Origin of the sequence: Streptomyces sp. SLBN-118, from assembly GCF_006715635.1 — a bacterium.
GTDB lineage: Bacteria > Actinomycetota > Actinomycetes > Streptomycetales > Streptomycetaceae > Streptomyces.
Genome location: NZ_VFNP01000002.1, coordinates 3546603 through 3569323, shown reverse-complemented (window position 1 = coordinate 3569323; position 22721 = coordinate 3546603). Strand labels below are relative to the sequence as shown.

Sequence of the window (22721 nt, the reverse complement as noted above, 5' to 3'; positions counted from 1 at the left end):
CTTTCACGCCTTTCACGCCACGGCCGCGCGCTCGGTCACCGCGATGTGCGGCAGCAGATTCTCGTAGGCAGCGGCGTCGAACTCGCCTGCCGCCGGGGCCAGTACGGCCGCCGCCGACAGCGCCACCGCGCGGGCGAGGCGATCCGGCCACGGGAGTGCCTCCACGAGGCCGGAGAGCAGCCCGGCCACCGCCGAGTCGCCCGCGCCCGTCGGGTTGCCCTTCACCGGCGCGGGCGGGGTCGCCTGCCAGACGCCGTCCGCGGTGGCCGCGAGGACACCGTCGGGGCCGAGCGAGGCGACGACGGTGTGCGCGCCCCGGCGACGGGCGTCGCGGGTGGCGCGCAGCGGTTCGCGGGATCCGGTGAGCTCGGCGAGCTCGTCGGCGTTGGGTTTGACGAGGTCGGGGCGGGCGGCGATGCCGCGGCGCAGCGGTTCGCCGCTGGTGTCCAGGAGTACGGGAACGCCGGCGGCGCGGGCCCGCCGGATCAGTTCGGCGTACGCGCCCACATGGATGCCGGGCGGCAGGCTTCCGCACAGGGCGACGGCGTCGGCGCCCCGCAGTAGGGAGTCGTAGGAGATGAGGAACGTCGCCCATTCCTGGGCGGTGACGGTGGGGCCCGGCTCGTTCAGCTGGGTCGTGTCGCCGGTCGCGTCGTCGACGACGGCGATCGTGCGGCGGGTGGTCCCGGCGATGGGGACGAGCGCGTCGTGCGGTGCCAGCGGGGCCAGCAGGTCGCGCAGTACGGCTCCGGCGGGCCCGCCCGCGAAGCCGGTGACCACACTCTCGTGACCCAGCGCGGACAGGACGCGGGCCACGTTGATGCCCTTGCCGCCCGGGCGTTCGCGGACTTCTGTGACGCGGTGGCTTGCGTGCGGCGTCAGCGCAGGGACGCGGTAGGTGATGTCCAGTGCGGTGTTGAGCGTGACCGTCAGGATCACCCGCACACACCCCCACAGAACGCGCTTGCCGTGCTCGTACGGGCTCTGATCATGCCAAACGGATAGCGGTTGGCCCAGACCCCCGGGCCAACCGCCGTGAGTGACTTGCGCAGAAATCACCCTGGGTGCGGCGCAATCACCCATTCGCCCTTGCGCATCACGCCTTTCAGCATGAACTCTGCGTCGAGGACCACCAGGTCGGCGTCCTTGCCCGCCTCCAGCGAGCCGACCGTGTCGTACACGCCCAGGAGCCTGGCGGGATTGGCCGAGATGGCACGGACGACGTCCTCCACGGGCAGCCGGTCGATGGTGGCCGCGCGCCTGAACGCCGTGTCCAGCGTGAGCGTCGAGCCCGCGATGGACCCGCCCTCCACCAGCCGGGCGACCCCTCCCGTGACCTCGACCTCCAGCGGACCGAGCTGGTAGCGGCCGTCGCCGAAGCCCGCCGCGTCCATGGCGTCGGTGATGAAGGCGACACGGGCCGCGCCCGCGCGGTGGAAGGCGAGTTCGAGTGCGGCGGGGTGCAGATGCGTGCCGTCGTTGATGAGCTCGACGGTGATCCGATCGTCCTCCAGGAGCGCGGCGATCGGTCCCGGCGCGCGGTGACCGAGGCCGGGCATCGCGTTGAACAGGTGCGTTGCCACGGTCGCGCCGGCCTCGACGGCCTCGACGGTCTGCTCGTACGTCGCGTCCGTGTGGCCGATCGCGGCGATCACGCCGTGCTCGGCGAGGAGGCGTACGGAGTCGATGCCGCCGGGGAGTTCGGTGGCGAGGGTGACCATCTTCGCCGTACCGCGGGCCGCGTCGATCAGCTTGCGCACCTCCGCCGGGTCGGGGTCGCGCAACAGCTCCTCGCTGTGCGCGCCCTTGCGGCACGGCGAGATGAAGGGGCCCTCGAAGTGGATGCCCGCGAGGTCGCCCTGCTCGACCAGCTCGGACAGGAAGCCCGCGCGGTGGGCGAGGAAGTCCATCTCGCCGGTGACGGTGGAGGCGACGAGGGTGGTCGTGCCGTGGTCGCGGTGGGTCCGTACGCCGGTGAGAACGTCCTCGGCGCTGCCGGAGGTGAAGGAGGCGCCGCCGCCGCCGTGGTTGTGGATGTCGACGAAGCCGGGCACGACCCAGTGACCGGTGAGGTCGAGGGCAGGCGTGTCGGCACCGGCGGCGCCGGTGATCCTCGTGCCCTCGACGATCACCCGTCCGTTCTCGACGATCCCGGTCGGCAGCACCACCCGGGCGCCCGTGAGAACCATGCGGTCGGCCATTAGGCGGTTACCTCCGAGTCGGTGGCGAGCAGATCCCAGGCGAGCAGCCCCGCGCCGAGGCATCCGGCGGTGTCCCCGAGGGCTGCAGGGACGATGGCGGGCAGTTTCTGGAACGTGACGCGCTCCTCGACCGCGGCCCGCAGTGGTGTGAACAAGGTTTCCCCCGCCTCGGCGAGTCCGCCACCGATGATCAGGGTGCGGGGGTCCAGCAGGGTGAGCGCGGTGACGAGCCCGGCGGCGAGCGCGTCGACGGCGTCGAGCCAGACCTCCCGGGCGCGGGCGTCGCCGGACTCGACGGCTTTCGCGCAGTCGGCGGCGTCGGCGTCCGGGTCGCCGCTCGCTCTCGCCCATGCGCGGGTCACCGCGGCGGCGGAGGCGAGGGTCTCCAGACAGCCGCGCTGGCCGCAGCCGCAGGCGGGTCCGTCGGGGCGGACGACGATGTGCCCGATCTCCCCGGCGTATCCGTGGGCCCCGGCCTCGATCTGCCCCGCGATGCCGATGGCTCCGGCGATCCCGGTGCCGAGCGGCACGAACAGAAACCGGTCGGCGCCCTTGCCTGCGCCGATCCGCCCCTCGGCGAGGCCGCCGGTACGGACATCGTGCCCCAGGGCGACGGGGGCGCAGAGGCGTTCGCGCAGGAGGTCGCGCAGGGGTACGTCGCGCCACCCGAGGTTGGCGGCGTACACGGCGATCCCGTTCTCGGCGTCGACGATGCCGGGCACGGCGACACCGGCGGCGAGGGCGCTGTGGCCGAGGTGCTCGGCGCCGTACGCGCGCAGCTCGCCGGCGAAGCCGAGGATGGACTCGACGACGGCGTCGGGCCCGCGCTCACGCGCGGTGGCGCGACGGGCCTCGTACAGCAGGGTGCCGTCGGCGCCTACGAGGGCGGCCTTCATGCCGGTGCCGCCCACATCGAGGGCGATGACGTGTCTCACGTGGACAGTTTGGCGCGGGACGGGGGAAAGGTCTAGTCCACTACGTCGGATTGTTGCGTGCCCATACAAACGGCGGAACGGTTTTTCCCCCACCCCGCCCCTCAGCCCAGAATCACGCTGCGCGTCAGGTTCCTCGGCCGGTCAGGGTCGAAGCCCTTCGACTCCGCAAGTGTCACCGCCAGCCGCTGCGCGCGGATCAGGTCAGCCAGCGGGTCGGTCTCCCGGCGCGCCACCAGCGTGCCTCCCACTCGGGCCACGTCGACCGAGAGGCCATCGGGGAGCGGGCCGAAGACCCAGGTCACGCGACCGGGGCCGGTGATCGAGATCGGGCCGTGGCGGTATTCCATCGCGGGGTACGACTCGGTCCACGCGCCCGCCGCCTCGCGCATCTTCAGGCCCGCCTCCAGTGCCAGCCCGTACGTCCAGCCGCGGCCCAGGAACGTCCACTGCTCCGCGCCCACGACCGCCTCCGGCAGCGGTTCGGTGATCGCCAGTTCCGCGTCGACCGCCGCCTCGGTGACCGACTTCACGCCGGGGACGTCACCCAGACCCGCCCGCAGAAAGGCGAGCGCCGTCGTGGCGAAACGGGTCTGGACGACCGACTCCTCGTCCGCCCAGTCCAGCACCGCCACCTCGTCCGCCGCCTCCATGACCGGGGTGTGGGGGTCCGCGGTCAGGGCCAGCGTCGGGACCTTGCCGCGCAGCGCGGTCAGCAGGTCCAGGACCTCCGTCGTCGTGCCCGAGCGGGTGATCGCGACGACTCGGTCGTAGGAGCGTCCCGCCGGGAACTCCGAGGAGGCGAACGCGTCGGTCTCACCCAGCCTCGCCGCCTCCCGCAGCGCCGCGTACGCGATCGCCATGAACCAGGATGTACCGCACCCGGTGACGGCGACCCGCTCGCCCGGCTGTGGCAGTCCCGGGAAGGCGGCCGCGGCCTTCGCCGCTCGGCGCCAGCAGGCGGGCTGGGTGGCAATCTCTGCTGCGGTACGGGACATGCGACAGGGCTCCTCGCGACGTACGCGTAACTCGGGACCGGCATCGACCACTTCGTGCCAAGGGACGTGCTTAGCAGTCCGCGGCGTGCCCGGGCAATGCCGCAGAACCCTTGGCGCAGACGTTGCGGAAGCGATACCGATTGGAGTAGACCTCATACCTCGGGTTCATGGAAAATCGCAGCTCATCTCACAGGACGTCGCGAGGGACCGACTGGGACAAGACGGGCAACCAATCAGCAGAGGGTGGGGGGAAGAGCTGTGCATCAGCGCTTCTTGGGTCTGACCGCGGCAGTCGCCGCACTGGGAATGACGGTGGCCCTGACGGGCTGTGGCACCACCAGCGGTTCCGGCGATGTCACCCTCGAACTGGTCGCGGCGGACTACGACGTGTCCGGCGGCCAGAGCAGCAAGAAGTACTGGGCCGACCTCGCCGCCGAGTTCGAGAGGACGAACCCCGGTATCAAGATCGACGTCCGGATCGAGTCCTGGAACGACATCGACCGCAAGGTCGGCGAGATGGTCAAGGCCGGCAAGGCCCCCGACATCGCCCAGATCGGCGCGTACGCCGACTTCGCCGCGGCCGACAAGCTGTACTCCGCCGACCAGTTGCTCTCCATACCCGTGCAGTCCAACTTCCTCCGCCCGCTCACCGACGCCGGTGAGATGAAGCGCGTGCAGTACGGACTGCCGTTCGTCGCCTCGACCCGGCTGCTCTTCTACAACAAGAAGCTCTTCAAAGAGGCCGGGATCAAGAACGACCCCAAGACCTGGGACGACCTCGTCGAGGACGCGGAGAAGCTGAAGGACAACACGGACGCGAAGTACCCCTTCGCGCTGCCGCTGGGGCCGGAGGAGGCCCAGGCCGAGACCATGATGTGGCTGCTGAGCGGCGGTGACGGGTACACCGACACCGTCGGCAACTACTCCATCGACTCCGAACAGAACATCGCCACCTTCACCTGGCTGAAGACGAAGCTGGTCGACAAGAAGCTCACCGGACCGGTCGCCCCCGGCAAGCTGAACCGCAAGGACGCCTTCGCCGCCTTCACGCGCGGGGAGGTCGGCATGCTCAACGGCCACCCCTCCCTGATGCAGGAGGCCGAGAAGGCCGGAGTCGACGTCGGCAAGGTGGCGCTGCCCGGTACCAGCGGCAAGGCGAAGGCCGCGATGGGCGTCGCCGACTGGATCATGGGCTTCAAGGAGAACGGCCACCGCGTCGAGATCGGCAAGTTCCTGGACTTCGTGTTCAGCGACAAGAACGTCCTCGACTTCGCGGGCCAGAACGACCTGTTGCCTGTGACGGTCTCCGCCTCCGAGGCGATGGCCGCGGACCCCGAGCACAGGGAGCTCAAGGAGTTTCTGGAAGAGCTTCCCACCTCGGTGCTTCCACCGGTCGGCAAGACCTCGTGGGCGGCGGTGAGCGAGAACATCAAGAAGAACATCGGCAAGGCGGTGGAGCCCGGCGCCAACCCGGCGTCCGTCCTCGGCCGCATCGGCCGCGCCGCCTCCGCCGCCCAGAACGCCGAGTAGTCACACCCCTCGACCGGCCGCCGATAGGTTGGATCGTATGACCGACGACCAGACGCTCTCCGAGCGCGACCGCGCCGTTCTGGCCATGGAGCACCGCTCCTGGCCGGGACCTGGCGCCAAGGAGCGCGCCATCAGGGAGCAGCTCGGCATCTCCCCGGTCCGCTACTACCAGCTGCTCAACGCCCTCATCGACGACGAGCGCGCCCTCGCCCACGACCCCGTCACGGTCAACCGGCTCCGTCGAGTCAGGGACGACAGGCGAAGTCGCCGATAGGGTCGGGGCATGGGCAGCTCCCCGTACGCGCATTCCCTGCCGACGCCGTCCACCGCCGCCGGCCGTGACGGTCTCGCCGCGATTCTCGACCGGCCGCACAAAACCGTCGTCGGCCTCGACTTCGACGGCACTCTCGCCGAGATCGTGCCCGACCCCGAACAGGCGCGCGCCCACCCCGGCGCCGTTCCCGCGCTCGCCGCGCTCGCGCCACGGGTGGCGTCCGTCGCGGTGATCACCGGACGCCCCGCGGGCGTTGCCGTACGCTACGGCGGCTTCGCCGGAGTTCCCGGCCTGGACCATCTCGTGGTCCTCGGCCATTACGGCGCCGAGCGCTGGGACGCCGCGACCGGCACGGTCAAAACCCCGGCCGCGCATCCCGGCGTCGCAGCCGCGCGTGCCGAACTGCCCGGATTCCTCGACGGCATCGGAGCCTGGCAGGGAGCCTGGATCGAGGAGAAGGGCCAGGCCGTCGCGGTCCACACGCGCCGCGCCGCCGACCCGCAGGCGGCCTTCGACGCCCTGCGCCGTCCGCTCGGCGAGCTTGCCGCCCGGCACGGACTGATCGTCGAGCCGGGCCGCATGGTCCTGGAGCTGCGCCCGCCGGGCGTCGACAAGGGCGTGGCACTGGCCCAGTACATCCGCGACATGGACGCCGACGCGGTCCTGTACGCAGGGGACGACCTCGGCGATCTGCCCGCCTTCGCCGTCGTGGAGAAGCTCCGCACGGACGGCATCCCCGGCCTGCTGGTGTGCAGCGGCAGCGCGGAGGTGCCGGAGGTCGCGGACCGCGCGGACCTGCTGCTGCCGGGTCCCGCTGCCGTCGTCGAATTCCTAGGAGCCCTCGCGCAGCGCCTGTAGCTGGTCGAGGAACCACTGCTGCGGCGGCAGCGCGGTCGCCGCAGCAGCCAGCCGCTTGGTGCGCCCGGCCCGTTCGTCGTGGGGCATGGACAGCGCTTCGTGCAGCGCGTCGGCGGTGCCCGTCACGTCGTACGGATTCACCGGCACCGCGTCCTCGCCCAGCTCCTCGTGCGCCCCCGCCTCGCGCGACAGCACCAGCGCGCAGCCGTCGTCCGAGACGACCGGGATCTCCTTGGCGACCAGGTTCATGCCGTCCCGGATCGGGTTGACCAGCGCGACGTCGGCGAGGCGGTACGCGGCCAGGGAGCGGGCGAAGTCGTCCTTCACATGGAGGACGACCGGGCTCCATGTCGCCGTCCCGTACGTGGAGTTGATCTCGTCGGCGACGCGCTGGACCTGAGCCGTGTAGTCGCGGTACACGGCCAGATCCTGCCGTGAGGGATACGCGAAGGCGACATGGACGACCCGCTCACGCCACTCGGGCCTCGTGTCCAGGAGGTGCCGGTAGGCCAGCAGTCCGCGCACGATGTTCTTGGACAGCTCGGTGCGGTCCACGCGCACGATCGTCTTGCGCCCGGGGCCGACCTGTTCGCGCAGCGCGGCCAGCCGTTCCTCCACATCGGGCCGGTGCGCGCGCTCCCGCAGGAAGTCCGCGTCCGCGCCGAGACCGTGCACCCCGATCCGGGTGCCCGAGGGGATGCCGGGGCCCAGCACGGTGTGGCAGCAGTCGGTGAATGCCTGTGCCCAGCGGCGGGTGAGGAACGCGGCCCGGTCGGCGCCGAGGATGCCGCCGAGCAGCTGGGCCGCGATGTCGTCGGGCAGCATCCGGAAGTAGTCGACGGGGGCCCACGGCGTGTGCGAGAAGTGCCCGATGCGCAGGTCCGGGCGGTGGGCGCGAAGCATGCGGGGCACCAGTGCCAGGTGGTAGTCCTGCACCAGAACGGCGGCGCCCGGCGCTGCCGCCTCGGCCAGCGCATCGGCGAAGGCGCGGTTGTATGCCTCGTAGGAGGCCCACTGGCGGCGGAACTCCGCGTCGAAGACCGGCTCCAGCGGCGTCTGGTAGAGCATGTGGTGGACAAACCACAGCACCGAGTTCGCGATCCCGTTGTACGCGTCGGCGAACACCCCGGCGTCGATGTCGAGCATCCGCACCCCGGGCTCGGCAACCCCGCGACGTACGGCCTCGCGGTCGCCGTCGCCGAGCGCGGCGCACACCCACAGCGCCTCGGACTCGGAGTCGATCGCCGACAACCCGGAGACCACGCCGCCCCCGCCGCGGCGGGCGTTCAGTGAACCGTCCTGTTGAAGCGTGTATGTGACCGGGCCGCGGTTCGAGGCGACCAGGACCTGCGCTGCAGGCTGCTCGGAGACCATGTGCCGAAACCTAGCCCTTCCTGTAACCCCTCAAACGTGCGTACGGCCGGACTGCGCCACCCGGCGCCGCACTCGGCGTGTTCATGCTGCGTGCCTCGCCGCGTACTCGCCGATCTCGCGCATCGGTGGCCGCTCTTCCGTGTCCACCGCGTGCGTCCGGGGTACGAAGCCCCCCTCGGCCCGCTCGAACTGCGTGAGCGACGGCCGCACCAAATGGCCCCTGGACAACCGCAGTTGGGCGGTCCGGTAGATCGCCGCGGCCATCCGTCCCAGCGCCTGACCGTCCTGGTGACGGTGCTTGCGCGAACCGACGTCCACCTGTGCCATCGCGTCGAGACCGGCCGTGTGCAGCGTGTCGACGAGCAGGCCCAGCTCGACTCCGTACCCCACGGGGAAGGGAAGCCGCTCGAGGAGCGAGCGCCGCGCCGCGTACTCCCCGCCCAGCGGCTGCACGAACCCGGCGAGCTGCGGCCAGTGCAGATTCAGCAGCGGCCGCGCCACCAGCTCGGTCACCCGGCCGCCCTGACCTGCGTGGTCGCCGAGCGGCCTGTCGTACATCGCCTTGACGAACTGCACCGCGGGATCGGTCAGCAGCGGCCCCACGATCCCGGAGACGAAATCGGCCGAGAACTCGCGCAGATCCGCGTCGACGAAGCAGACGACGTCACCGCTGGTGACCATCAGCGAGCGCCACAGCACCTCGCCCTTGCCCTGGACCGCCGGTATCCGGGGCAGGATCTCGTCCCGGCGCACCACGCGCGCACCGGCCGCCGCGGCCACCTCGGCCGTACGGTCGGTCGACCCGGAATCGACGACGACGAGCTCGTCGACGAGCGGAACCGCCTCCATCAGCTCCCGCCGGATCACGGAGACGATCTCGCCGACCGTCTCCTCCTCGTCGAGCGCGGGCAGGACGACGCTGATGGTCGTACCGCGCTTGGCGGACATCAGCCGGCCGAGCGGGCGGTCGGCCAGGGACCAGGAACGCCTGCTCAGCCAGCGTTCCACCTCTTCCAGCACGTGCTCGTCTCCCTCTGACATCGCTGTTGTGTGATCCGTCTCGCGGTTCGGACGACTATCTCAACCATCCAGGCCTTCGGTTACAGTCTTGAACAACGCGGATGGCCGTCGCATGTCGGGGGACGTCACGCTGACAATCGAATACCGCTCATCCAGAGGGGCAGAGGGAACGGCCCGTTGAAGCCCCGGCAACCCTCCCGCCGACCGCGAGGTCACGGTGGGGAAGGTGCCAATTCCGTCTCGTGGCGAAATGCGTCGCGAGGAAGATGAGGAGAAAGGGCCTCGCCACCATGGCTGTGCAGACTGCCACAAGCACCACCTCCGTGAACCTCGGTCCCGCCGCGGCGCTCTCGTGCCGCGAGTGCGGAGAGCGTTTCGACCTTGGCCCGATCTTCGCCTGTTCCTCCTGTTTCGGACCGCTCGAAGTCGCGTACGACCTGCCGGCGGATGACACCGAGGCGCTGAGGAAGCGGATCGAAGCAGGTCCGGACAACATCTGGCGCTACGCCCCCCTGCTGCCCGTTCCCGCCGACGTGGCCGAGAAGCCGAACATCAACCCCGGCTTCACCAAGCTCGTCAAGGCCGACAACCTCGCCCGCGAGCTGGGCGTCACCGGCGGCCTGTACATCAAGGACGACTCCGGCAACCCGACGCACTCCTTCAAGGACCGTGTCGTCGCGATCGCCGTCGAGGCCGCGCGGGCCTTCGGTTTCACGACTCTGTCCTGCTCCTCCACCGGCAACCTCGCCGGCGCGGTGGGTGCGGCCGCGGCCCGGGCGGGCTTCCGCTCCTGCGTGTTCATTCCGCACGACCTGGAGCAGGGCAAGGTCGTCATGGCCGCGGTGTACGGCGGCGAGCTGGTCGGCATCGAGGGCAACTACGACGACGTCAACCGCTTCTGCTCCGAGCTCATCGGCGACCCGTTGGGCGAGGGCTGGGGCTTCGTCAACGTCAACCTCCGCCCCTACTACGGCGAGGGCTCCAAGACACTCGCGTACGAGATCTGCGAGCAGCTCGGCTGGCGGCTGCCCGACCAGATCGTCGTCCCGATCGCATCCGGCTCGCAGCTCACGAAGATCGACAAGGGTCTGCAGGAGCTGATCAAGCTCGGCCTGGTCGAGGACAGGCCCTACAAGATCTTCGGCGCCCAGGCCGAGGGCTGCTCGCCGGTGTCGACGGCCTTCAAGGCCGGGCACGATGTCGTACGCCCGCAGAAGCCGAACACCATCGCCAAGTCGCTGGCCATCGGCAACCCCGCCGACGGCCCCTATGTGCTGGACATCGCGCGCCGCACGGGCGGCGCGGTCGAGGATGTCAACGACGAGCAGATCGTCGACGCGATCAAGCTGCTCGCCCGGACAGAGGGCATCTTCGCGGAGACCGCGGGTGGCGTGACCGTGGGTGTGGCGAAGAAGCTGATCGAGCAGGGTGTGCTGGACCCGGCGCTGACCACGGTCGTGCTCAACACCGGCGACGGTCTCAAGACCCTCGACGCCGTCGCCCCGACGACAGGTCCCACGGCGACCATCCGCCCGAGCCTGGAGGCGTTCCGCGACGCCGGCCTGGCCCGCTGACTACCTACGGAAGGCAGAACACCATGAGCGTGAACGTCCGCATCCCCACCATTCTCCGTACGTACACGGGCGGTCAGGCCGAGGTCCCGGCGGAGGGCGCCACGCTCTCCGAGGTGATCGCGGACCTGGAGAAGAACCACACGGGCATCGCCGCGCGCGTCCTGGACGACCAGGGCAAGCTGCGCCGCTTCGTGAACGTCTACGTCAATGACGACGACGTCCGTTTCGAGCAAGGTCTCGAGACGGCGACCCCGGACGGTGCGGGCGTTTCGATCATTCCCGCCGTCGCCGGCGGCTGAGCCACCCGGCGTCAGCACCCGCGGCGTCAGCCGCTGATTGACACAGTGCCCCCTCCGCAAGAGAAGCGGAGGGGGCAATTCTCTATGGTTGAGCGCGGTACAGTTGGGGAAGGCCCCTCCGCTGCTTGTGCCGACCGCATATGAGAATGCGCCCTGGCCCCTCAAGAAGCAGTCAATGTGTTCGATCGAAATGCACTCGTAAGTGCCATTTGCCGGGCCCGACTTGCCCCGGATTTTCTTGAATTCGGTTCAATCATCCGATCGCCTGTGCTCAGATTTCTCGTCTGATTGACCTGTTGCAGAGGGCAGTTGGGCAGATACATTCAGCCGCGGTCGACGCGTTCCGGCGCACACTCTCCTTCCTGTCGGGAGGGTGAGGTCTGACCCGGGTCCGCGAAGTGCGGTCCTGTGCAAGGGCCAGTAATAGGGGAGTTAGGCATGGCTCAGGGCACCGTCAAGTGGTTCAACGCGGAGAAGGGGTACGGCTTCATCGCGGTCGACGGTGGTGCGGATGTTTTCGTCCACTACAGCGCGATCCAGATGGACGGATACCGCACCCTTGAAGAGGGTCAGCGGGTCGAGTTCGAGATCTCGCAGGGCCAGAAGGGGCCGCAGGCGGACATGGTCAAGCTCGCCGTCTGATCTCGGCGCGATCGGCCACCGACGCACTCACGCGACACACACAACCACGAAGGGCCCGCATCCTAGGGGGATGCGGGCCCTTCGTGCGTCCCTGCCCGTGTCGCTTCCCTGCCCGTGTCGCGTCCCGCCCGTGTCCACGATATGCGGACCCGCTTGCACTCTCCTAGGGCGAGTGCTAATCATTGGCGTTAGCACTCTGCAGGTGAGAGTGACAGCTTAAGGACCGGGTCGGTGAGGCCCGAAGGGTCGGCGGGGCAAGGAACCGTACGGCTCTCAGGCCGTCCGTCGCGGGCGCCAGCGCGGTCCGGAGAATCCACCCCAGTCCGGGAGGACCACTTCACATGGCCAAGATCATCGCGTTCGACGAGGAGGCACGGCGCGGTCTCGAGCGCGGGATGAACCAGCTCGCCGACGCCGTCAAGGTCACCCTTGGCCCCAAGGGCCGGAACGTCGTCCTCGAGAAGAAGTGGGGCGCCCCCACGATCACCAACGATGGTGTGTCCATCGCCAAGGAGATCGAGCTCGAGGACCCGTACGAGAAGATCGGCGCCGAGCTGGTCAAGGAAGTCGCCAAGAAGACGGACGACGTCGCCGGTGACGGTACGACCACCGCGACCGTTCTCGCTCAGGCGCTCGTCCGCGAGGGCCTGCGCAACGTTGCGGCCGGCGCCAACCCGATGGCTCTCAAGCGCGGCATCGAGAAGGCCGTCGAGGCCGTCTCCGGCGCCCTGCTGGAGCAGGCCAAGGACGTGGAGACCAAGGAGCAGATCGCTTCGACGGCCTCCATCTCCGCCGCCGACACCCAGATCGGCGAGCTCATCGCCGAGGCGATGGACAAGGTCGGCAAGGAAGGCGTCATCACCGTCGAGGAGTCCCAGACCTTCGGTCTGGAGCTGGAGCTCACCGAGGGTATGCGCTTCGACAAGGGCTACATCTCGGCGTACTTCGCCACCGACATGGAGCGTATGGAGGCGTCGCTCGACGACCCGTACATCCTGATCGTCAACTCCAAGGTCAGCAACGTGAAGGACCTCCTTCCGCTGCTGGAGAAGGTCATGCAGTCCGGCAAGCCGCTGCTGATCATCGCCGAGGACGTCGAGGGCGAGGCCCTGTCCACGCTGGTCGTGAACAAGATCCGTGGCACCTTCAAGTCCGTTGCCGTCAAGGCCCCGGGCTTCGGCGACCGCCGCAAGGCGATGCTGAACGACATCGCCATCCTCACGGGCGGCACGGTCATCTCCGAGGAGGTCGGTCTCAAGCTCGAGAACGCCGGCCTGGACCTGCTGGGCCGCGCCCGCAAGGTCGTCATCACCAAGGACGAGACCACGATCGTCGACGGCGCCGGTGAGAGCGACCAGGTCGCCGGCCGTGTCAACCAGATCCGCGCCGAGATCGAGAACTCCGACTCGGACTACGACCGTGAGAAGCTCCAGGAGCGCCTCGCGAAGCTGGCCGGCGGCGTGGCCGTCATCAAGGCCGGTGCCGCGACCGAGGTGGAGCTCAAGGAGCGCAAGCACCGCATCGAGGACGCCGTTCGCAACGCGAAGGCGGCCGTCGAGGAGGGCATCGTCGCCGGTGGTGGCGTGGCTCTGCTCCAGGCTTCCTCGGTCTTCGAGAAGCTCGACCTCGAGGGTGACGAGGCGACCGGCGCCAACGCCGTGAAGCTCGCGCTGGAGGCTCCGCTCAAGCAGATCGCCGTCAACGGTGGTCTTGAGGGCGGCGTCGTTGTCGAGAAGGTGCGCAACCTGGCTGTCGGCCACGGTCTGAACGCCGCGACCGGCGAGTACGTCGACATGATCGCCGAGGGCATCATCGACCCCGCGAAGGTGACCCGCTCTGCTCTGCAGAACGCGGCCTCCATCGCGGCGCTGTTCCTGACCACCGAGGCCGTCATCGCCGACAAGCCGGAGAAGGCCTCTGCGGCTGCTCCGGGCGGCATGCCGGGCGGTGACATGGACTTCTGAGCCTGACGGCTCGGACCCGGTCCTGCAGTACGGAGGGCGGCACCCTTACTCCCAGGGGGTGCCGCCCTTCGGCGTCACCGGGCAGACGAAACCTTGACGACACGACGGGACGCGACCCGGACACGGCCTGGGAATTGCGCCAGAGCTGGGCCTTTTCCAAGGGGTTGCAGGCCGTCGTACCCATGCTGAATCCGGACATCATCAGGCAGCGCTTCCAACGTAATGCTGACCCTCGACGGCGCGACACTGAAAGTTCGCCTGGAACGTTGCCACTTACGGGTACGGGTACGGGTACGGGTACGGCGACGCGGCGGCCGCTGCTCGCCCGGCGGCTGACCCGCCCCGCATGGGTGGGGCAAACCCCCGTGGGAAGAGGGGAGTTGGCACCGTGGGGACCGGGGCGCGATTCCGCGAGGGTCTTCCCATGCGAATCACACGAACCTTCCGCCGCCACCCCGGGATGACCGTCGCCCTCACCCTCCCGGCGCTCGCCACTGCGCTCGTCGCCTTCCCCCGGCCCGCCGAGGCGATGCCGACGGCCGGTACGGCGATCCAGTGGGGCCCCTGCCCCGGCACGGGCCTCGACCCGCGCCAGGAGTGCGGCACCGTCTCCGTACCGCTCGACCACGCCAAGCCCCGCGGGCCGCACATCACCCTCGCCATCTCCCGGATACGCAGCGAGTCCCCCGAGGCGCGGCGCGGCACGCTGCTGCTGATCCCCGGCGGACCCGGCGGGGCCGGCGTCAGCCTTCCCTCCATCAGCGGAAAGACCCTGCCCCAGTCGGTGCGCGATGCCTACGACATTGTGGGCTTCGACCCGCGCGGCGTCGGCCGCAGTACGCCGGTGAGCTGCGGCCTGTCGCACGACGACCTGGCGCTGGTGAACCTTCGGCCGTACCCGGCGCCCGACGGGTCCATCGACAGGAACATCGCCACCGCACACCGTCTCGCCGACACGTGCGCCAAGAACGGCGGCGAGGTCCTGCGCAGCATCAGCACCCGTAACGAGGCCCGGGACATCGACCGGATACGCCAGGCGCTCGGCGAACAGAAGCTCTCCGCCTGGGGCGTCTCGTACGGGACGTACGCGGGAGCCGTGTACGCGCAGATGTTCCCGCAGCGCACCGACCGCTGGGTCCTGGACAGCAACGACGACCCCGATCCGAAGCGGGTGGCCCGCGGCTGGCTCGCCAACTACCAGACGGGCGTCGAGGACGCCTTCCCCGACTTCGCCGCCTGGGCCGCCGACCCGGCCGACCCCGACCGCCTCGCCGCCACCCCTGCCGAGGTCCGGCCGATGTTCCTGGCGCTCGCCGAACGGCTCGACCGGGAGCCGATAGCCTGGCCCGGCGCCAACCCGGCCGAGCTCAACGGCAACGTCCTGCGCCAGGCACTGCTGGACGGCCTCTCCTCCAAGGACGAGTTCGCCCCACTGGGCAAGCTGATCGCCGCCGCCCGCGACGGCCGTGAGCTGCCCGCGCCGAACACGCCTCCCGACGCGGCCATGCAGAGCGCAGCCGCCTCCTCGGGCGCCACCATCTGCAACGACGTCGACTGGCCGGGCGCGGACGAGGCCGCCCACGAACGGGACGTCGCCAAGAGCCGCAAGCGCTACCCGCTCACCGCGGGCATGCCCGTGAACATCTCCCTGTGTTCTTTCTGGCACGACGAGCCCAGGGAACGCCCGGTTCGCATCACTCCGGACGGTGGCCCGTCGAACGTCCTGTTGATCCAGAACCGGCGCGATCCCATGACCCCGCTCGTCGGCGCGCTGAAGATGCGAACCGCGTTCGGCGGCCGCGCGCGGATGGTCACGGTCGACTCCGTGGGCCACGGCAGTTATCGCGCGAACGGCAACGCCTGCGGAGACGACGCTGTGACGCGCTTCCTGCTCACCGGCGAACGCCCGGCCCGCGACACCTTCTGCGAGAAGCCGTAGTCCCGGGCGTCCCGCTTTCGTGGTGGTTTCGGCAAGTGGCCGTCACCAAGCTGTGAAGCTCGTACGGGAAGCTCGTGCTCTACCGGCGCATACGCGCCACAGACTCGGGGGGACATCAGATGAGGACCAACGTTCGCAGAGCCGCCGTCGTGCTCGCCGCCGTATCCGCACTGGCTCTGACGGCCTGTGAGCCCGCAGCCGGCGGTTCGGGAGACAAGCCGAGCGGAGCCGGCAAGGCGACTCCCGCCCCGTCGAAGCCCGTGACTCCCTCGAAGCCGGCAACCCCGTCGAAGTCGCCGGGCAAGGGCTCGTCCGGAGGCGACGGCGGTTCGCCGACCGACCCCGACTACGCCGTCTTCCCGTGCAGCACGTACGACGTGAAGTTCACCGCGAACCTGGCTGAGCCCACGACGAGCAGCTATCTGCTGAAGATCACCAACAAGAGCGGCAAGCCGTGCGAGGTGCTTGGCCACCCCATCGTGACCTTCGGCGACCTGGACGGCGCGGCGACGGAGCGCGGAAAGGCCCCCGGCATCGAGGACGCGATCAGGCTCAAGGCGGGCGAGTCGGCCTACGCCGGGCTCATGGGCGGCGCCAACGACGGCAAGGGCAAGACCGTCAACTCGATCTCCATGACCATGAACACCGAGTCCGACCTGGAGCAGAAGCCGCTCAAGGCATCGACGCCCGGCCTGTACGTGTCGCCGGACAAGAACTCCGTGACTGCCTGGATGAGCAACGCGGAGGATGCGCTCAGCCTGTAGGGCATGGAGGAGAGCGACCGAGAGGGCGGCACCCCCCGGTGGGGGTGCCGCCCTCGGCTGTCGGTACGGCCAGGTACGGCCTCAGCGGACGTCGACGAATTCGGCCACCGCCGTGCTGTTGAAGTGCGCGGCGTCTCCGGCGTAGCGGGGGGTGCTGGCGCGGCGCAGGACGACCGCGGGGACGCTGTGAAGCGCATGAAGGGGCGGAGGCCCTAGCCGCGACCCGCCCCGTCCCGGACCGGAGGCAAGCCCTCAGGCCCCCGTACATCCTGCGGCTGTGTCCGCCCACGGACGGGCTGAAGCGTGTTCAACTCCGCCAGCATCTCCTCCGTGAAGCCGAACCAGTACGTCGCCAGGAAGCCGGCCACGTACCCCACCAGCAGCCCGCCCCCGTAGACCGCGACTGTCGCTCCCAGGCCCATGCTGCCGTCGAGCAGGGGGAACAGGGCCCAGCCCGAGGGGCCGATGGCCGTGGAGCCGACCGTGTCGCCGAGCATGCTGAACAGGCCGACGAATCCGCCGCCGAACGCCCCGCCCACGCAGGCCGTGATGAACGGGCGGCCCAGTGGCAGCGAGACGCCGTAGATCAGCGGCTCGCCGACGCCCAGGAGACCGGCTGGGAGCGCCGACCTGATGGTGGTGCGGATCGAGGTGTTGTGCGGGAGGCGTACGTAGACCGCGGCCGCCGCACCGACCTGGCCCGCGCCCGCCATCGCGAGGATCGGGAGCAGGATCGTGAAGCCCTGCTGCTGGATCAGCGTTGTGTGGATCGGGATCAGCGCCTGGTGCAGGCCGAGCATCACCAGCGGGAGGAACAGGCCGCCGAGGACGAAGCCCGCGGCCGCGCCGCCCCCGGCCAGCAGCCAGTTGGCGAAGTCGCCGATCGCGGTGGAGACCTCACCGGCCACGAACATCAGGCCGAAGAGGGTGACCAGGCCGGAGACCAGGACCGTGAGGGTCGGTGTGACCAGGACGTCCACGGCTTCGGGGACCCAGCGCCTGCACCCCTTCTCGACGTACACCGCGAGGACCGCCGCGCCGAGCGCGCCCAGCACTCCGCCCTGGCCGGGGGCGAGCTTCTGGCCGAAGGCCTCGAAGTTCGCGACGCCGGGGAAGACGATGATCGCCGCGACAGCGCCGCCGAGCACCGGCGTGCCGCCGAACTCCTTCGCCGTGTTGTAGCCGACGAAGACCGCGATCAGCGACATGAAGCCGGAGGCCATGACGGCGAGTGCGGGGACGACGGCGGGCAGCAGGCCCAGGTTGGTCAGGACGCCGTTCAGTCCGGCGATGATGCCGCAGCCGATGAGCGCCGGGATCAGCGGCACGAAGATGTTCGCGATACGGCGCAGGAAGAACTTGAAGGGGGTGGAGTTCCTGGCCGACCGGGCTGCCTTGATGGCCGCGCCCCGTTCGGCCAGATCCTCCGCGGTCCTCGGAGCACGGGCCACCAGCGCCTCGAACTCCGGGGTGACGCGGGCGACCGTGCCGGGGCCCAGCACGATCTGGTACGTGCCGTCCTCGACCACGCCCAGTACGGCCGGGAGCGCCTTCAGCTCCTCTTCCCGTACCAGGGAGGGGTCGCGCAGGCGGAGGCGGAGCCGGGTCATGCAGTGGGCGACGGAGGTGAAGTTCTGGGCGCCGCCGACCAGCGGGAGGATGGCGGCGGCGATGGCTCTGTTCTTCTCGTCGGGCATGTGCGTGGCCTTGCTGTGGGGGGTGTGGGGGTGGCCCCGTGGTGACCCGGGGACGTTCAGTGCGTACGGGCGGAGTCCAGGGCGGCACGAAGACGGCCCTGGTTCTCTGTCAGGAGGCGTGCCGCGGTGGGGCCGTCGACCCCGCCGAGGACGGTGAGGATCGCGTTCTTCACCTCTCCGTCCGTCGCGGCGAGTGCGGTCTCTATCTCCTCGTCGGACGCCCCCGTGGCCAGCGCGACGATCCGGCGCGAGCGGGCGCGCAGCTTCTCGTTGGAGGCGCGGACGTCGACCATCAGGTTTCCGTAGGTCTTGCCGAGCCGGATCATGGTGATCGTCGAGATCATGTTGAGGACCAGCTTCTGCGCCGTACCGGCCTTCAACCGGGTTGATCCGGTGAGCAGTTCGGGGCCGACGACGACCTCGATGCCGTGGTCGGCGGCGGAGCCGAGCGCGCTGCCCGCGTTGCAGGAGAGGCCGATGGTGAGTGCGCCGCGGGTGCGGGCGTGCTCCACCGCGCCGACGGCATACGGTGTGCGGCCCGACGCGGAGATCCCGACCACCGTGTCGTCGGCGGTCAGTTTCAGCGCGTCCAGGTCGGCGGCGGCCAGTTCCTTGCTGTCCTCGGCCCCCTCGACGGCCGTGACCATGGCGTCTGGGCCGCCCGCGATCAGGCCCACGACCGTGGCCGGGTCCGTGTTGAAGGTGGGCGGGCACTCGCTCGCGTCCAGGACGCCGAGCCGTCCCGCCGTGCCCGCGCCCGCATAGAGGAGCCGGCCGCCGCGAAACATCCGCTCGGCGGTGGCGTCGATGGCGGCGGCGATCCGCGGGAGCTGCGCGGCGACGGCGGCGGGGACGGTCTCGTCCTCGCCGTTCATGATCCGGGCGATGTCGAGGGTGGGCAGCCGGTCGATGTCGGCGAGGTCGGGCCGGAACGCCTCGGTGGTGAGGGCGGCCAGCTCGGCGCGGAGTTCACCGTAGCAGGACGAATCCCGGGACGCGGAGGAGGAGGCGGAGGACGACGCGGGGGACATGGGGGTCATGAAGGGCGGCTCTGCTTTCTCGGTCTGCGTGGGGGGTCGGTGCGCTCAGCGGTCTCAGCGGGTGCGCGGGCTGTGCCGGTGGGCCAGGGCTTCGTACGAGGCGGCGAGGGCGGGGGCCGCCGTCTCGTACGTACGCTGTGCGACCCCTATGAACAGGCAGTCGACGACGAGGAGCTGGCTCGTACGGGAGGACATGGCCGCCGGGCGCAGCTCGCTCTCGCGGGCGGTGGAGGTGGTCAGCACATGGTCGGCGTACTGCGACACGGGCCCGTCCGGTCGGCCGGTTATCGCGACGGTCGTGGCGCCTCGGTCGAAGGCGACGCGCAGCGGCTCGATGACATCGCCGGTGGATCCCGAGTGGGTGATCGCGATGGCCACGTCGCCGGACCGCAGCTGAACGGCGTTGGTGACGGCGAGGTGGGGGTCGGAGTGGGCGTGCGCGATCAGGCCGATACGCAGCAGCTTCTGGGCCAGGTCCATGCCGACGAGGCAGGAGGCGCCGGCGCCGTAGATGTCGATCCGGCGGGCTGTCGCCGCGGCGGCGACCGCGGCGCCCAGCTGTGCGGTGTCGAGCCCGGCTGCCGTGTCGGCGAGGGTCTGCTGTTCGTCGTACGCGAGCTTGGCGACGACGTCGGCAATGGGGTCGTCGACGGCGATGTCGGCGGTGACGGCGGGGGCGCGGCCCGACTGCTGGTGGGCGGCGAGCCCGGCGAGCGCCAGGCGCAGATCGCGGTAACCGGGGTAGCCGAGGATGCGTGCGGTACGGACCACTGTGGCCTCGCTCGTGCCGGTGAGCTCGGCGAGACCGGTGACCGTGAGGGCCGCGCAGCCTGCCGGGTCGTCGGCGACCGCTTCGGCCACCCGCTGCATGGAGCGGGTCATGGACGGCGCGAGGGTCCGCACCTTGGCCGCGAGGGCGGCGGGAGCGGGCTGGGCATCTCCGCTGAAAATTTCCTTCACTGGATTTGTCACCCTTGAAAGATATTTTCGGCATTCCGCCGTCGTCAACCCATCACGCCTCCGGACCCCGGCGGGCGGCTGGGGGACAATGGCGGCATGGACGACCCGAACCCCCTGGAGCAGGCGCTGCACGCCGCAAGAGCGCTGGTCCTCGCCGACCTGGCCGCCCGCGATGTGGCCGAGGCCGAGGTGGTCTCGCTGGTCGAGGACGCGGTGACCCACCGCCGCTGGTGGATCGAGCAGTGGCCGCAGGGCGTCGAGTACCTGGCGGGCCTCGTCGCCCAGGACGTCCAGGACTCGCTCCTGGAGCGGTACGGCCGCTGGCCGCTCTGCCCCGTCTGCGACGCGGGCGACCCGCACGCGCTGGACGTCGAACCGGAGCTGGGACCAGATCCGCACTGGGTCTGCGCGAAGGAGGGCGTCGTCGTCGCACCGGTCGGCGGCCTTCGGTGACCCTCTATATCGATCCGCCGACCTGGCCGGGCCACGGCCGGATGTGGTCGCACCTGGTCAGCGACGTCTCGCACGAGGAGCTGCACGTGTTCGCAGCGTCGATCGGCTGCCCGGCACGGGCCTTCGAGCGGGACCACTACGACGTCCCGTCGCACCGGTACGCCGATGCGGTGCGGGCGGGCGCGGTGGAGGTGTCCAGCCGTGAGGTGGTCAGGCTCCTGACGGAGTCGGGGCTGCGCAGGCCCAAGGGGCGCCCCGCTTGAGGGGCGCCGTGCGGGAGTCAGGCGATGAACTCCGAGGTGTCCAGCTCTGTACTGAACGGCTCGGGGAGGGGGACGGGTTCCCCGAAAGGCTTGCGCAGGCCGGTGCGGTACCTGCTGTTGTGCGGATCGGAAAAGAGCGTGACCGTCGGCCCGCCTTCGTCGTAACGGTCGATCAGGAGGTACAGCGGCACTGCCCCGGATGCGTAGGCGCTCAGTTTCGCCGACCGGTCGTGCGAGGCATTGCCCTTGGACGTGATCTCCACCGCCAGCGCTGCCTCGGCCGCGGCCAGCGGGGCCCTCTCTTTCTTCTTCGCGCGTTCCACAAGGAGTTTCTTCGGGACCACGGCGAGGTCCGGGATGTAGAGCCGCTCCAGGCGGTAGATGAACAGACCGAGGGTCTGGTAAACGTCCCACCCTTCGGGTGCGGCGTTGCGCAGCGCCCAGTGCACCTGAGCGGCGATGAGATTGTGTCCGTCGTCCGGTGGCGCACCAAGGTGATCAGCCCTTCGTCGATCTCGGCGCGCCAACCCTCTGGCACGTCCAACTCCTGCCACGTGCTCAGCAGGTAGTCCCACGACGGCATGTCTTCCTCCGACAGTTCGGGCTCGACCAGTGCAGCGGTGATCGTGAGGTCCCCTTTCTGTGGCCCTGACAGGGCGAACGTAGGGTGCGGCCACCACCTCGCGAGGCTGCTCACGTCAGCGTCCCACGATCGTGTGATCACCGCACGGAGTCAGACCAGCGACGCCAGCTCCGCCGTCAGGTTCTCGCGGGCCGCGGCCTCCCAGTGCGTCTGCCCGTACGGCGTGTGGAACAGCCGCGGCAGGTCCAGAAGCTGCCGCAGTACCGCAGCGCGGCCAGCGCGGAAGGCGTCGGTGGGGACGAAGGCGTACTCCTCGCGGACCGCGGTGGTGTACGCGGCGTACGGCTCCGGGGCCGAGGCCAGGATCGCCAGGTCCGCGTCGCACAGCACCTGGCCGTTGGCGTCGTCCGGCGCGGGGGCGTGGGTGATCGTCAGGCGGACCAGGCGGGCGACCTCGGCCGTGCTTTCGGCGGGGAGGCCCGCCTCGGGCAGGGCCCGTTCGGCGAGGCGGGCCGAGCGTTCCTCGTTCTCCGAACGGTCGGGGAGGTAGACGGCGTCGTGGAACCAGGCCGCGAGGCGGACCAGGTGCACGTCGGCCGCGTACTCGCGAAGGGTTTCGATGTGGTGCAGCACCGCCGTCAGGTGATCGACCGTGTGGTAATGGCGCTGCGGCTCCGACCAGCGGGCCAGCAGATTCCCGGCGTACGGCGCCGGATCGGGAGCACTCGCGCCGCCGCGGGCTGCGATGAGGGTCTTCGTCCAGCGGTCGCGGAGGTCCACGGAGGCGGCGGTCATACGGCGAGCCTAAGGGCTGTCCCGGCTCGTGGCGGGCAGCCCGCCGGCCGGGACGCGCTACGAGCGCACCGGGCCGCCGAGAAGGACCTCGTCATCTTCGGCTGAAGTGGCACCAACGGGCGATAATGGCAGCAAAGGGCATGTGTGCCGTGGCGTCCCTGTGCGGAGGCAGCCGAAATGAACGCTGTGATGATCGCCCAGAGCAGCTCGGGTATCGAGCTGGCGGAGGGTCCGCACCTGGCCGGAGCCGGTCTGGTCCTGATCGGGATCCTGATCGTGGCCCTCCTCGGAGGTGCCATGTGGCGGGAGTCCAGGCGGCGGGAGGAAGAGATTCCGCCGCGTCCGGAGGAGCAGCCGAAGAGCCCCGACCACCGTGAGCACATCGAGGAGGTCCGGGACGAGGACGAGGACGACTTCCCCCACGAGGGGCGGCTCCTCCCGTACAACCTGAAGACCCACAGCTCGCACACCACCGGCAAGGGCCCCGAAGAGCGGCCGAAGCACGGGAAGAACGCGGGCGGCGGGGCGTTCGGGAGCGGCGGCCTGGGCGGCTGAGCCCGG

Annotated in this window: 23 protein-coding genes and 1 riboswitch; of the genes, 12 read left to right on the top strand and 11 right to left on the bottom strand. The window is 70.1% G+C overall.

The window, feature by feature from the left end; translation table 11 throughout:
* Window positions 1–12 precede the first annotated feature (12 nt).
* The 4 genes from FBY35_RS34770 to FBY35_RS34755 all read right to left on the bottom strand — a co-directional run bounded on the left by FBY35_RS34770 (window position 13) and on the right by FBY35_RS34755 (window position 4131).
* Window positions 13–939, bottom strand: coding sequence for a 1-phosphofructokinase family hexose kinase (locus FBY35_RS34770; protein WP_142217862.1), 927 nt, complete (start codon window positions 937–939; stop codon window positions 13–15).
* A 116-nt stretch (window positions 940–1055) separates the two neighbouring features.
* Entirely contained in the window at window positions 1056–2201 is a 1146-nt protein-coding gene (gene nagA, locus FBY35_RS34765) for an N-acetylglucosamine-6-phosphate deacetylase (protein ID WP_142217861.1), read from the bottom strand.
* Window positions 2201–3136 carry an ROK family protein gene (locus FBY35_RS34760; protein ID WP_142217860.1) on the bottom strand — a complete coding sequence of 312 codons (936 nt, stop codon included), beginning with the start codon at window positions 3134–3136 and terminating at the stop codon, window positions 2201–2203. Before FBY35_RS34760 ends, nagA begins: the two co-directional genes overlap by 1 nt.
* Before the next feature lie 101 nt (window positions 3137–3237).
* On the bottom strand, window positions 3238–4131 hold the full coding sequence (locus FBY35_RS34755; RefSeq protein WP_142217859.1) for an SIS domain-containing protein: 894 nt from the start codon (window positions 4129–4131) through the stop codon (window positions 3238–3240).
* A 258-nt stretch (window positions 4132–4389) separates the two neighbouring features.
* Here FBY35_RS34755 and FBY35_RS34750 point away from each other — a divergent pair, with 258 nt between their 5' ends.
* Genes FBY35_RS34750 through otsB form a run of 3 tightly spaced genes read left to right on the top strand, consistent with a single transcriptional unit; the run spans window position 4390 to window position 6793 of the window.
* Window positions 4390–5661, top strand: a complete 1272-nt coding sequence (locus FBY35_RS34750) for an ABC transporter substrate-binding protein (protein ID WP_399209390.1) — start codon at window positions 4390–4392, stop codon at window positions 5659–5661.
* Between the two features lie 37 nt (window positions 5662–5698).
* Window positions 5699–5935 (top strand): DUF3263 domain-containing protein, encoded by a 237-nt coding sequence (locus FBY35_RS34745; RefSeq protein WP_142217858.1) that lies wholly within the window; start codon window positions 5699–5701, stop codon window positions 5933–5935.
* 9 nt (window positions 5936–5944) lie between these two features.
* Window positions 5945–6793 (top strand): trehalose-phosphatase, encoded by an 849-nt coding sequence (gene otsB, locus FBY35_RS34740; protein ID WP_142217857.1) that lies wholly within the window; start codon window positions 5945–5947, stop codon window positions 6791–6793.
* Here otsB and FBY35_RS34735 read toward each other — a convergent pair.
* Together FBY35_RS34735 and FBY35_RS34730 are read right to left on the bottom strand one after the other, a co-directional pair.
* Window positions 6767–8167, bottom strand: a complete 1401-nt coding sequence (locus tag FBY35_RS34735; protein WP_142217856.1) for a trehalose-6-phosphate synthase — start codon at window positions 8165–8167, stop codon at window positions 6767–6769. The genes otsB and FBY35_RS34735 overlap by 27 nt on opposite strands.
* A gap of 81 nt (window positions 8168–8248) precedes the next feature.
* Complete coding sequence (locus FBY35_RS34730) at window positions 8249–9187, bottom strand: glucosyl-3-phosphoglycerate synthase (RefSeq protein WP_142218339.1); 939 nt, start codon at window positions 9185–9187, stop codon at window positions 8249–8251.
* Between the two features lie 145 nt (window positions 9188–9332).
* Window positions 9333–9460, top strand: a riboswitch (SAM riboswitch).
* A gap of 17 nt (window positions 9461–9477) precedes the next feature.
* Here FBY35_RS34730 and thrC point away from each other — a divergent pair.
* The 6 genes from thrC (at window position 9478) to FBY35_RS34700 (ending at window position 16369) form a co-directional block, all read left to right on the top strand.
* Window positions 9478–10761: a threonine synthase gene (gene thrC / locus FBY35_RS34725; protein WP_142217855.1), complete on the top strand. Its 1284-nt coding sequence runs from the start codon at window positions 9478–9480 to the stop codon at window positions 10759–10761.
* Window positions 10762–10784: 23 nt separating this feature from the next.
* Complete coding sequence (locus tag FBY35_RS34720; protein ID WP_142217854.1) at window positions 10785–11060, top strand: MoaD/ThiS family protein; 276 nt, start codon at window positions 10785–10787, stop codon at window positions 11058–11060.
* A 438-nt stretch (window positions 11061–11498) separates the two neighbouring features.
* Window positions 11499–11702 carry a cold-shock protein gene (locus tag FBY35_RS34715; protein ID WP_005315736.1) on the top strand — a complete coding sequence of 68 codons (204 nt, stop codon included), beginning with the start codon at window positions 11499–11501 and terminating at the stop codon, window positions 11700–11702.
* 341 nt (window positions 11703–12043) lie between these two features.
* Window positions 12044–13666 carry a chaperonin GroEL gene (gene groL, locus FBY35_RS34710; RefSeq protein ID WP_142217853.1) on the top strand — a complete coding sequence of 541 codons (1623 nt, stop codon included), beginning with the start codon at window positions 12044–12046 and terminating at the stop codon, window positions 13664–13666.
* A 424-nt stretch (window positions 13667–14090) separates the two neighbouring features.
* Window positions 14091–15605 (top strand): alpha/beta hydrolase, encoded by a 1515-nt coding sequence (locus tag FBY35_RS34705; protein ID WP_142217852.1) that lies wholly within the window; start codon window positions 14091–14093, stop codon window positions 15603–15605.
* 119 nt (window positions 15606–15724) lie between these two features.
* Entirely contained in the window at window positions 15725–16369 is a 645-nt protein-coding gene (locus FBY35_RS34700; RefSeq protein ID WP_142217851.1) for a DUF4232 domain-containing protein, read from the top strand.
* A 212-nt stretch (window positions 16370–16581) separates the two neighbouring features.
* Here the strand turns inward: FBY35_RS34700 and FBY35_RS34695 are convergent, their stop codons facing one another.
* The 3 genes from FBY35_RS34695 to FBY35_RS34685 form a co-directional block, all read right to left on the bottom strand.
* Complete coding sequence (locus FBY35_RS34695) at window positions 16582–18066, bottom strand: PTS transporter subunit EIIC (protein WP_142217850.1); 1485 nt, start codon at window positions 18064–18066, stop codon at window positions 16582–16584.
* 56 nt (window positions 18067–18122) lie between these two features.
* Window positions 18123–19097: an N-acetylmuramic acid 6-phosphate etherase gene (gene murQ / locus FBY35_RS34690; RefSeq protein WP_260848984.1), complete on the bottom strand. Its 975-nt coding sequence runs from the start codon at window positions 19095–19097 to the stop codon at window positions 18123–18125.
* 63 nt (window positions 19098–19160) lie between these two features.
* Window positions 19161–20078 (bottom strand): MurR/RpiR family transcriptional regulator, encoded by a 918-nt coding sequence (locus FBY35_RS34685; RefSeq protein ID WP_142217848.1) that lies wholly within the window; start codon window positions 20076–20078, stop codon window positions 19161–19163.
* An 84-nt stretch (window positions 20079–20162) separates the two neighbouring features.
* Between FBY35_RS34685 and FBY35_RS34680 the strand changes: the two genes are divergently transcribed.
* Together FBY35_RS34680 and FBY35_RS34675 are read left to right on the top strand one after the other, a co-directional pair.
* A complete protein-coding gene (locus FBY35_RS34680) occupies window positions 20163–20519 on the top strand; it encodes a hypothetical protein (RefSeq protein WP_142217847.1) in 357 nt (118 codons plus the stop codon).
* Window positions 20516–20782 (top strand): DUF4031 domain-containing protein, encoded by a 267-nt coding sequence (locus tag FBY35_RS34675; protein ID WP_142217846.1) that lies wholly within the window; start codon window positions 20516–20518, stop codon window positions 20780–20782. The genes FBY35_RS34680 and FBY35_RS34675 overlap by 4 nt, the downstream gene beginning before the upstream one ends.
* A gap of 17 nt (window positions 20783–20799) precedes the next feature.
* Here the strand turns inward: FBY35_RS34675 and FBY35_RS34670 are convergent, their stop codons facing one another.
* Entirely contained in the window at window positions 20800–21231 is a 432-nt protein-coding gene (locus FBY35_RS34670; RefSeq protein WP_313904725.1) for a Uma2 family endonuclease, read from the bottom strand.
* Window positions 21232–21515: 284 nt separating this feature from the next.
* The gene (locus FBY35_RS34665; RefSeq protein WP_142217845.1) at window positions 21516–22160 is read right to left on the bottom strand and encodes an HD domain-containing protein; all 645 of its coding nucleotides are present in this window, start codon (window positions 22158–22160) and stop codon (window positions 21516–21518) included.
* 177 nt (window positions 22161–22337) lie between these two features.
* On the opposite strand from FBY35_RS34665, the gene FBY35_RS34660 reads away from it, so the two are divergent.
* Window positions 22338–22715 carry a DUF6479 family protein gene (locus tag FBY35_RS34660; protein ID WP_142217844.1) on the top strand — a complete coding sequence of 126 codons (378 nt, stop codon included), beginning with the start codon at window positions 22338–22340 and terminating at the stop codon, window positions 22713–22715.
* Window positions 22716–22721 lie beyond the last annotated feature (6 nt).